The organism is Kitasatospora sp. NPDC050463, from assembly GCF_040655255.1.
Taxonomy (GTDB): domain Bacteria; phylum Actinomycetota; class Actinomycetes; order Streptomycetales; family Streptomycetaceae; genus Kitasatospora.
Map to the genome: position 1 here is coordinate 1 of NZ_JBFAJO010000141.1, position 9,771 is coordinate 9,771.

Annotated in this window: 8 protein-coding genes; 7 read left to right on the forward strand and 1 reads right to left on the reverse strand. The window is 74.2% G+C overall.

What is annotated here, in order from left to right; all coding sequences use genetic code 11:
* Nucleotides 1–101 precede the first annotated feature (101 nt).
* From AB0J08_RS39795 to AB0J08_RS39825, 7 genes are all read left to right on the forward strand, one after another.
* Nucleotides 102–1,562: a catalase gene (locus AB0J08_RS39795; protein ID WP_360644489.1), complete on the forward strand. Its 1,461-nt coding sequence runs from the start codon at nt 102–104 to the stop codon at nt 1,560–1,562.
* Nucleotides 1,563–1,819: 257 nt separating this feature from the next.
* Nucleotides 1,820–2,599 (forward strand): IclR family transcriptional regulator C-terminal domain-containing protein, encoded by a 780-nt coding sequence (locus AB0J08_RS39800; protein WP_360644492.1) that lies wholly within the window; start codon nt 1,820–1,822, stop codon nt 2,597–2,599.
* 260 nt (nt 2,600–2,859) lie between these two features.
* On the forward strand, nt 2,860–3,774 hold the full coding sequence (locus AB0J08_RS39805; protein ID WP_360644495.1) for a metal-dependent hydrolase: 915 nt from the start codon (nt 2,860–2,862) through the stop codon (nt 3,772–3,774).
* 19 nt (nt 3,775–3,793) lie between these two features.
* Nucleotides 3,794–4,882 carry a PDR/VanB family oxidoreductase gene (locus AB0J08_RS39810; RefSeq protein ID WP_360644498.1) on the forward strand — a complete coding sequence of 363 codons (1,089 nt, stop codon included), beginning with the start codon at nt 3,794–3,796 and terminating at the stop codon, nt 4,880–4,882.
* A 10-nt stretch (nt 4,883–4,892) separates the two neighbouring features.
* Nucleotides 4,893–5,792 carry a M24 family metallopeptidase gene (locus AB0J08_RS39815; protein WP_360644501.1) on the forward strand — a complete coding sequence of 300 codons (900 nt, stop codon included), beginning with the start codon at nt 4,893–4,895 and terminating at the stop codon, nt 5,790–5,792.
* Nucleotides 5,789–7,510: an SDR family oxidoreductase gene (locus AB0J08_RS39820; RefSeq protein WP_360644504.1), complete on the forward strand. Its 1,722-nt coding sequence runs from the start codon at nt 5,789–5,791 to the stop codon at nt 7,508–7,510. Before AB0J08_RS39815 ends, AB0J08_RS39820 begins: the two co-directional genes overlap by 4 nt.
* Before the next feature lie 187 nt (nt 7,511–7,697).
* Nucleotides 7,698–8,612, forward strand: a complete 915-nt coding sequence (locus AB0J08_RS39825) for an SDR family oxidoreductase (protein ID WP_360644507.1) — start codon at nt 7,698–7,700, stop codon at nt 8,610–8,612.
* On the opposite strand, the gene AB0J08_RS39830 is transcribed toward AB0J08_RS39825, so the two are convergent.
* On the reverse strand, nt 8,603–9,580 hold the full coding sequence (locus AB0J08_RS39830) for a WYL domain-containing protein (protein ID WP_360644510.1): 978 nt from the start codon (nt 9,578–9,580) through the stop codon (nt 8,603–8,605). The genes AB0J08_RS39825 and AB0J08_RS39830 overlap by 10 nt on opposite strands.
* Nucleotides 9,581–9,771: the final 191 nt, after the last annotated feature.

Consider the following 9,771-nt stretch of genomic DNA (forward strand, 5'->3'; position numbering starts at 1 on the left):
CACTCCTCCCGCCGCCGCTCGGCCGTCTGGCGCCTGCTCGGCGTCTGAACCGCCGTCACTCCCTTCTCCACGCACGCCTTATCGACCCTGAAGGACCCTCCATGTCCAAGATCCTGACCACGGAGTCCGGCGCGCCCGTCGCCGACAACCAGAACTCGGCCTCGGCCGGCGAGTACGGCCCGCTGCTCATCCAGGACCAGCAGCTCCTGGAGAAGCTGGCCCGGTTCAACCGCGAGCGCATCCCGGAGCGCGTCGTGCACGCCCGGGGCTCCGGCGCCTACGGCTACTTCGAGGTCACCGACGAGGTCTCGCAGTACACCCGGGCGGCCTTCCTCTCGGAGGTCGGCAAGCGCACCGAGCTGTTCCTGCGCTTCTCCACTGTGGCGGGCAACCTGGGCTCCAGCGACGCGGTGCGCGACCCGCGCGGTTTCGCGCTGAAGTTCTACACCGAGGAGGGCAACTACGACCTCGTCGGCAACAACACCCCGGTGTTCTTCATCAAGGACCCGATCAAGTTCCCGGACTTCATCCACTCGCAGAAGCGCGACCCGTTCACGGGCGTCCAGGAGGCCGACAACGTCTGGGACTTCTGGGCCCACTCGCCGGCCTCCACCCACCAGATCACCTGGCTCTTCGGCGACCGCGGCATCCCGGCCTCCTACCGCCACATGAACGGCTACGGCTCGCACACCTACCAGTGGGTCAACGAGCAGGGCGACGCCTTCTGGGTGAAGTACCACTTCAAGACCAACCAGGGCATCCGCTCGCTGGACGGCGGCCAGTCCGCCGAGGTGCTCGGCGCCGACGCCGACAGCCACCAGCGCGACCTGCACCAGGCCATCGAGCGCGGCGTCTTCCCGAGCTGGACGCTCTACGTCCAGCTGATGCCGGTCGCCGAGGCCGCGGACTACCGCTTCAACCCCTTCGACCTCACCAAGGTGTGGCCGCACGCGGACTACCCGCTGGTCAAGGTCGGCCGCCTGGTGCTGAACCGGAACCCGGAGAACGTCTTCGCCGAGGTCGAGCAGTCCGCGTTCTCGCCGAACAACTTCGTGCCCGGCATCGGCCCGTCCCCGGACAAGATGCTCCAGGGCCGCCTGTTCGCCTACGCGGACGCCCAGCGCTACCGCCTCGGCGTCAACCACACCCTGCTCGCCGTCAACGCCCCCCGGGCGACCGAGGCGAACAACTACGGCCGCGACGGCCTCGCCGCCGTCAACAAGTCCGGCCGCGGCAAGAACTACGAGCCCAACTCGTACGACGGCCCGGCCCAGACCGACGGCGCGCTCGCCGCGCCGCTCGCGGTGAACGGCCACACCGGCACCTACACCACGCCGGCCCACACCAAGGACGACGACTTCTTCCAGGCCGGTGAGCTCTACCGGCTGATGTCGGCCGGTGAGAAGACCCGCCTGATCGACAACATCGCGGGCTTCCTGGCACAGGTGACGCGCGACGACATCGTCGAGAAGAACCTCGCCCACTTCCACGCGGCCGACGAGGAGTACGGCGCCCGCCTGGAGGCCGCCGTCACCAAGCTCCGCGCCGGCGACGAGGGCTGACCCACCGGATCCTTCCGAACCACCCTCACCGGCCGCCGGGGCCCGCACTCCGGCGGCCGCACATCGGGCCCCTCCCCCCAGGGCAGTGGGGGAGGGGCCGTTGTGCTGCCCGCGCCCACCACCTCAGACCCCCGCCGGTCAAGTTCTTTACCGTACCTGCACGAATATCCGCGGAGCGGCAACTGCGGAGGCCCCAAGGTGGTTAGGCTGGAGAACACCCGCGGGTAACTCCGTGGGGGACATCGGAAGGGGACGACATGTCGACACCAGCCCCGGGTCGTCACGCCACGGTGGACCAGGGCGTGCCCGGTCCGTTCACCTCCCTGCAGCACGCCCTCAGACTGCTGGAGGCCGTCGACCGGCACCCCGGCGGTGCCACCCTGGTCTCCCTCGCCCGGGAGACGTCCCTGGGTCTGCCGACCGTCCGCCGGCTCGCCGAGGTCCTGGAGATCGAGGGCTACCTCCAGTGCCAGGACGGCGGTTGGGTGCTCGGCGGCACCTTCGCGCTGCTCGGGCAGCGCAACCGGGAGCAGCTGGTGCGGGCCCGGCTGGACCGCAAACTCGCCGAGCTGCGGGACGAGTTGGGCGCGGCGGTGTACTTCACCCGGTACCACGACGGCGAGTTGTCGGTGGAGGCGGTGGCCGCCGGCGAGCACGCGCCGGCGGTGCAGGAGTGGGTGGACTTCCGGGCCACCGCGCACGCCAGTGCGATCGGCAAGTGCCTGCTCAGCCAGCTCGACCACGAAGCCCGCCTGGACCACCTCTCCCGTCACCCGGTCGCCCGGCTCACCTCGCGGACGGTGGTCGACGCCGACCGGCTGATGCACCGGCTGGAGCGCCAGCCGGCCACCGTGCCGGTGCTGGACATCCAGGAGTACGCGCTCGGCACCGTCTGCGCCGCCGTGCCGGTGACGGCGGGGAGCACGGTCGGCTGCCTGGCCACCTCGATGCCGGTCGACAACGTGCACCGGCTCAAGGCGGCCGCCGAGCTGCTGGCCGCCCGGGCCGCGCCGCTGATGCTCGCGATGGCGGTCTGACCCCGGCCGGTCCTGACCGGTCCCGGCCGGTCCACGCCGGCTGTGCCCCGGCCTGACCGGCCTGCGCTCGGCCGCGCCCGCAAGCCCCGTCGGATTCGGCGGGGCTTTCGCGTTTCCCGGGGTGCCGCCCGATGCACATCACTTATTAGACTCGATGTCGATAAGAGTCGCCGAATCCCTTGTAGCAGGCGCTACCCGCGAGTAGGTTGCCTGGAGCCGCGCGAGCCGAGCCACCCCGCCCCCAGGTCAGGAGGGCCTCCATGCCCCGCACCACCACACCCGTTCCCGCCGTCGCCGCCCCCGCCACCCGGATCCACGACAGCCTCGTCCTGGAGCCCCGGGACGTCCGCTTCGACTGGACCGGGCTGCCGCTGCACTGGATCCCGGACGAGCCGATGGCCACCCATGTCATCAACGTCCTGCACCTCCTGCTCCCCGAGGGCGAGCGCTGGTTCGTCAAGGTGTTCAAGGACGCGCTGCCGCTGATCCGGGACGACCGACTGCGCGAGGAGGTACTGGGCTTCATCGGCCAGGAGGCCATCCACGCCGAGGCCCACCAGAAGGTGCTGGACCACCTGCTCGCCCAGGGCCTCGACCCGCGCCCGTACGTCCGCCAGATCGCCTGGCTGTTCCAGCGCGTCCTCGGGGACAAGCCGGGCCTGCCGCCCGTGCGGCGGCGCGAGAACATCATCGAGCGGGTCGCCTTCGTCGCCGCGATCGAGCACTTCACCGCCTTCCTGGGCGACTGGGCGCTCAACTCCCCGGGCCTGGACCGGGCGAAGGCCGACCCGACGATGCTGGACCTGCTGCGCTGGCACGGCGCCGAGGAGGTCGAACACCGCAGCGTCGCCTACGACCTGATGGTCCACCTCGACCCCGGCTACGGCCGCCGGATCCGCGGCATGGCCGTCTCCGGGCCGCTGCTGGTCCACCTCTGGGTGCGCGGGGCCCGGTTCCTGCTGGCCGCCGACCCCACCCTGGAGGGCCGGATCCGGCCGAGCTGGCGCGAAGCGCGGCGGCTCGCCCGGCGCGGCCTGCTGCCCGACCCGGTCCGCTCGCTCCGCTCCGGCCTGCGCTACCTGCGGCCCGGCTACCACCCCACCCAGGAGGGCTCCTCCAGCCAGGCCCTCGGATACCTCGCCACCTCCCCGGCCGCCCGCGCCGCCGCCCACTGACGCCAGGAGAGTCGCCCGGATGGACCTGCACAACCCGCCCCCGGACCTCTACGGCCGCCCTCGCGCGGACCGGTTCATGCGGCGCCTCACCGCCTTCGGCGACCGCTACAGCCCGGCCCTGGGCGGCCCGCTGCTGCGCCGCAGCCCGCGGCGCCCGCTCAGCCGACCCACTCCGCCGCTGCAACTCGTCGTCACCGCCCGCCGCGTGATCGCCACCGACGTCGTCGAACTGCTGCTCGGCGACCCCTCCGGCGGGGCGCTCCCGCCCTGGCAGCCCGGCGCGCACCTGCGCTTGGCGCTGCCCTCGGGCCGCGAGCGCCACTACTCGCTCTGCGGGGACCCGGCCGACCGCACCGCCTACCGGATCGCCGTCCGCCGGCTGCCCGGGGGCGGCGGCGGCTCGGTAGAGATCCACGCCGACCTGCACCCCGGCACCCGCCTCACCGCCCGCCGCCCGCGCAACGGCTTCGCCTTCTGCGCCGAGCCGGCCGTCCTGCTGCTGGCCGGCGGCATCGGGATCACCCCGCTGCTGCCGATGGTCCACGAGGCACGGCGCCACGGCCTGGACTGGCACCTCGTCCACGTCGGCCGCAGCGCCGACACCCTCCCGTACGCGGAGGCGCTGCGGGCCCTCGACCCGCGCCGGGTGCACCTGCGCACCGACGACGAGCACGGCGGCGCGCCCACCGGCGCGGAGCTGCTGGCCCACGCCCCGCGCGGCGCCGCCGTCTACTGCTGCGGCCCGGCCCCGATGCTGGCCGCCGTCCAGCGGGCGCTGGACGGATCGCCGGCCGGCGCCCTGCACTTCGAGCGCTTCGGCGCCGCGCCGATCACCGGCGGCGAGCCGTTCGCCGTCCGCCTCGGCGCGGACGGCCCGACCCTGGACGTGCCCGCCGACCGGTCGGCCCTGGACGTGCTCCGCGAGGCGCGGCCCGACCTGCCGTACTCCTGCCACCAGGGGTTCTGCGGCACCTGCGAGGTCCGGCTGCTGTCCGGCGCCGCGGACCACCGCGACCGCCGTCTCACCCCCGAGCAGCGCGCCGCCGGCGTCCTGCTGCCCTGCGTCTCCCGGGCCGCCGCGGGCGAGACCCTCGTCCTCGACCTCTAGGAGCCCCGCCGTGCCCCGCACCCCGGCCTTGCCCCGCACCCCGGCCTTCCCGTTCACCGACCACGACCTGGACCGCTTCCGCGAGGTCCAGCAACTCGCCTACCACTGCGCCGAACAGGTCGCCGCCTGGATCGAACCGGGCGTCACCGAGCGGCAGGCCACGGCCCGGCTGCGCCGGTGCCTGGTCGCCGCCGGCGTGCGGGACTTCTTCCACGTCCCCTTCGCCTGGTTCGGCGACCGCACCGCCTTCCGGCACTTCCACACTCCGCTGCAGTTCTTCGCCGGCAGCCGCCGGCTCGCCGAGGGCATGCCGTACGTGCTGGACTGCGCGCCGATCGTGGACGGCTACACCGCCGACATCGGCTACGGCGGCAAGGTCGGCGAGAACCCGGTCTGGGACCGGCTCGCCGCCGACCTCCAGGTCTACCGCGAGCTGATCCTCGCCGAGGTCCGCGCCCGCCGGCCGCTCGACGAGGTGTACGCGGCGGTGGACGCCCAGATCGCCGCGCACGGCTACGACAACCGCCACCGGGTCTACCCGGGCCGGGTGATCGGCCACCAGGTCACCCGGACGACCAGCCGCGGCCCGGCCGGGGTCAACGTCCTCGGCTTCGGGGTGCGTACACTCCAGACGCTCGGCCGCGAGCTGATCGGCGAGCGCCTGCAGGGCCGGTCCCCGCTCTGGGCGGACGGCCGGTCGTCCCGGCACGCGCCGACCCCGGGCCTGTGGGCGGTGGAGCCGCACATCGGGTTCCGCGCGGTGGGCATCAAGTTCGAGGAGCTGCTGGTGGTCACCGACACCCCTGACGACGAGCACGGGGGCGCCTACTGGCTCGACGACGACCTGCCGCACGTGCGGCGCTGGACCGCGGCCCACACCGAGGCGACCGCCCAGGAGGCGACCCGATGACCACCACCCGCCGCCGGACCGTCCACTCCGGCGGGCTGCCGCTCGCCGTCTTCGAGGACGGCGCCCCAGACGCGCCCACCGTCCTGCTGGTGCACGGCTACCCGGACACCCACGCGGTCTGGGACGACATCGCCGCCGACCTCGCCCGCGACCACCACGTGGTCCGCTACGACGTGCGCGGCGCCGGCGAGTCCGGCGTGCCCGGCTCGCGCGAGGGCTACCGGCTGGAACACCTGGCAGCCGACCTCTTCGCCGTCGCCGACGCGGTCAGCCCCGACCGCCCGGTGCACGTGGTGGCCCACGACTGGGGCTCGCTGCAGTCCTGGGAGGCCGTCACCGCGCCCGGCGCCGAGCGGCGGATCGCCTCCTACACCACCATGTCCGGCCCCTGCCTGGACCACATCGGCTACTGGATGCGCGAGCGCTACCGCCGCCCCACCCCGCGCCACCTCCGGCAGCTGCTCGCGCAGGGCGTGCACTCCTGGTACATCACCGCCTTCCACCTGCCCTACCTCGCCCCCGGCATCTGGCGGCTCGGCCTGGCCCGCGCCTGGCCCCGGGTGCTGCGCGACCTGGAGGCCGTCAGCCCGCGACCCGGCCACCCGCAGCCCACCCTGCGGCGCGACGCGGTGCGCGGCATCGAGCTCTACCGGGCCAACATGCGCCCCACCCTGCGCAATCCGCGCGAGCGGCCCACCGAGGTGCCGGTCCAGCTGATCACCCTCACCCGGGACCACTACGTCGGCGAGTACCTTTCCGAGGGGCTGGAGCGCTGGGTGCCGAAGCTGACCCGCCGCTCCCTGCACGCCACCCACTGGTCCGCCCTCCTGGAGAAGGGAACCGCCGTGGCCGGGATGGTCCGCGAGTTCACCGCCGGTGTCGAGGCCGGGCAGGCCCCCGACCCGGCCGGCACCGGCCCGCTCGTCGTCGTCACCGGCGGCGGCAGCGGCATCGGCCGGGCCACCGCACTGGCCTTCGCCGAGGACGGCGCCCGGGTGGTGGTCTGCGACCTCGACCTCGACGCGGCCCGGCGCACCGCCGAACTCGCCTCCCTGATCGGCCCGCCGGCGCACGCCTACCGGGTCGACGTCAGCGACGGCGCCGCCGTCGACGCCTTCGCCGGGACGGTCGCCGCCGCGCACGGCGTGCCCGACGTGGTGGTCAACAACGCGGGCATCGGTCACTCCGGGACGTTCCTGGAGACCACCGAGAAGGAGTGGCAGCGCGTCCTGGACGTCAACCTCTGGGGCGTCATCCACGGGTGCCGCGCCTTCGGCTCGCTGATGGCCGAACGCGGCGAGGGCGGTCACCTCGTCAACCTCGCCTCGGCCGCCGCCTACCTGCCGTCCAAGGCGCTCACCGCCTACGCCACCAGCAAGGCGGCCGTCTTCATGCTCTCCGACTGCCTGCGCGCCGAGATGGCCGGGCACGGCATCGGCGTCTCGACCATCTGCCCCGGCATCGTCAACACCAACATCACCCGCACCTCCACGTTCTCCGCCACCACCGCCGACCAGCAGGCCGCCAAGCAGGCCCGTGCAGCGAAGCTCTACGCCCGCCGGGGCTTCCCACCGGAGAAGGTCGCGGCCGCGATCCTGCACGCCGTCCGCACCGGCAAGCCGGTCGTCCCGGTCACCCCCGAGGCCAGGGCGGCCCGCTTCCTGAGCCGCCTGTCCCCGGGCCTGCTGCGCCTGGCGGCCCGCCTCAACGTGACCTGACGGGGCGGCTCGCGGGCCCGCGCTCCCCGTACCGAGCCGCCGGGGAGCGCGGGGGATCCCGGGCAGGACGGCACGACCGGACCGCACCCGACGGACGGGGACATGACGTCCGGAATCCCGACAGCGGGTGTCGGGATTCCACGGCAGCATCGGTGGTGTCGGAGGAAGCGCGGACGAAGGGCACGACATGGCACAGCCGCTCAAGGGCAAGGTCGCACTGGTCGCCGGGGCGACCCGGGGCGCCGGGCGCGGGATCGCGGTGCAACTGGGCGCCGCCGGGGCGACGGTCTACGCGACCGGGCGCAGCGCCGAGGGGCACCGCTCGGAGTACGGGCGGGCGGAGACGCTGGAGGAGACGGCGGCGCTGGTGACGGCGGCCGGCGGGCGGGGGATCGCCGTCCGCGCCGACCACCTCGTCCCCGCCGAGGTGGCGGCCGTGGCGAAGCGGGTCGAGGCCGAGCAGGGCGGGCTCGACCTCCTGGTGAACGACATCTGGGGCGGCGAGAACCTCTTCGAGTGGGAGAAGCCGGTCTGGGAGCACGACCTCGACAACGGGCTGCGGCTGCTGCGCCTGGCGGTGGAGACGCACGCGATCACCAACCACCACCTGCTGCCGCTGCTGCTGCGCCGCCCGGGCGGCCTGGTGGTGGAGATGACCGACGGCACCGCCGACTACAACGCGACCCGCTACCGGAACTCCCTGTTCTACGACCTCGCCAAGTCCTCGGTGCTGCGGATGGCCTTCGCCCTGGGCCACGAGCTCGGCCCGCGCGGCGCGACGGCGGTCGCGCTCACGCCCGGCTGGCTGCGCTCCGAGATGATGCTGGAGCACTTCGGCGTCACCGAGGAGACCTGGCGCGACGCGACGCGCCGACAGCCGGACTTCGGCATCTCGGAGTCGCCCGGCTACGTCGGCCGCGCGGTGGTGGCGCTGGCCGGCGACCCCGCCGTGGCGCGCTTCAACGGCTCCTCGCTCTCCAGCGGCGCCCTGGCGAAGGAGTACGGCTTCACCGACCTGGACGGCAGCCGCCCGGACGCCTGGAGCTACCTGGTGGACGCGGAGACGGCGGCCGGCCCGCTCGACCCGGCCGGCTACCGCTGAACGGCGTAGCGCGCGGCGGTGCGGGCCGCGGCCAGCGCCAACCGCCGCCGTAGCGCCGGGGGTTCGAGCAGCTCGGCCTCCGGCCCGAGACGCAGCAGCTCCTCGTAGGCCACCTCCGGCGACTCGACCGGGAGGCGGACGGTGACCCAGCCCTCGCCGTCCGGCTCCCCGGCGGTGGCCAGCGCCTGCCGGGCGGCGTGCGGCTCCAGCAGCCGGGGGAGGCGCTCGGCCCCGAGCGGGCTGAGCCGGACCAGGACGCTCTCCCGCAGCAGCGAGCGGGCGAACTCCTCGGCCTTGGCCTCCCAGAACGCGGCGAGGTCGAACCCCTCGTCCGGCTCGAACCCCTCGGCCAGCGGCTCGGCCTCGGTCAGCCGGTCCACCCGGTACACCCGGGTGCCGTCCGCGCCGTCGGCGCCGTCCGGCCGGGCCACCAGGTACCAGGTGCCCGCCTTCATTACCAGCCCGTACGGGTGAAGCGTCCGCTCGACGGTGTCCGCGCCGCGCCGGTACCGGGCCCGCAGCCGGCGTTCGCCCCAGACGGCCCGGGAGACCTCGGGGAGCAGCGGCGGCGCGGGCGCGGTGCGGAACCAGCCGGGCGCGTCCAGGTGGAAGCGCCGCACCCCGCTGGCGGGCGCCTCGCCGAGTTCGTTCAGCACCTTCAGCCGGGCGGCCAGCGCCGGGGCGTCGAGCCCCATGTCGCCCAGCGGGCCCGGCAGCCCGGCGAGCAGCAGCACCTCGGCCTCGGCCCGGTCCAGCCCGGTCAGCCGGGTGCGGTAGCCGTCCAGCAGCCGGTAGCCGCCGGCCCGGCCGCGTTCGGCGTAGACCGGTACGCCCGCCTCGGCGAGCGCCAGGACGTCCCGCTGGACGGTGCGCTCGGACACCTCCAGCTCGGCCGCCAGCGCGGCCCCGGTCATGGTCCGCCGGGCCTGGAGCAGCAACAGCAGCGAGATGGCCCGTGCCGCCCGCATGGCCTCCCCCCTTCCGGTCGGGTCGATCCTAGGGAGTGTCGCTCCCGATCCGGGCCGCGGGTTTGGTAGCCATGAGGTCCATCAACCAGCGGAGCGAGGGAACACCCATGGCCACCGGCACCGTGCAGTCCTACCACCCGAACCACGGCTACGGCCTGATCACCCCCGACGAGGACGGGCCCGCCCTGTAC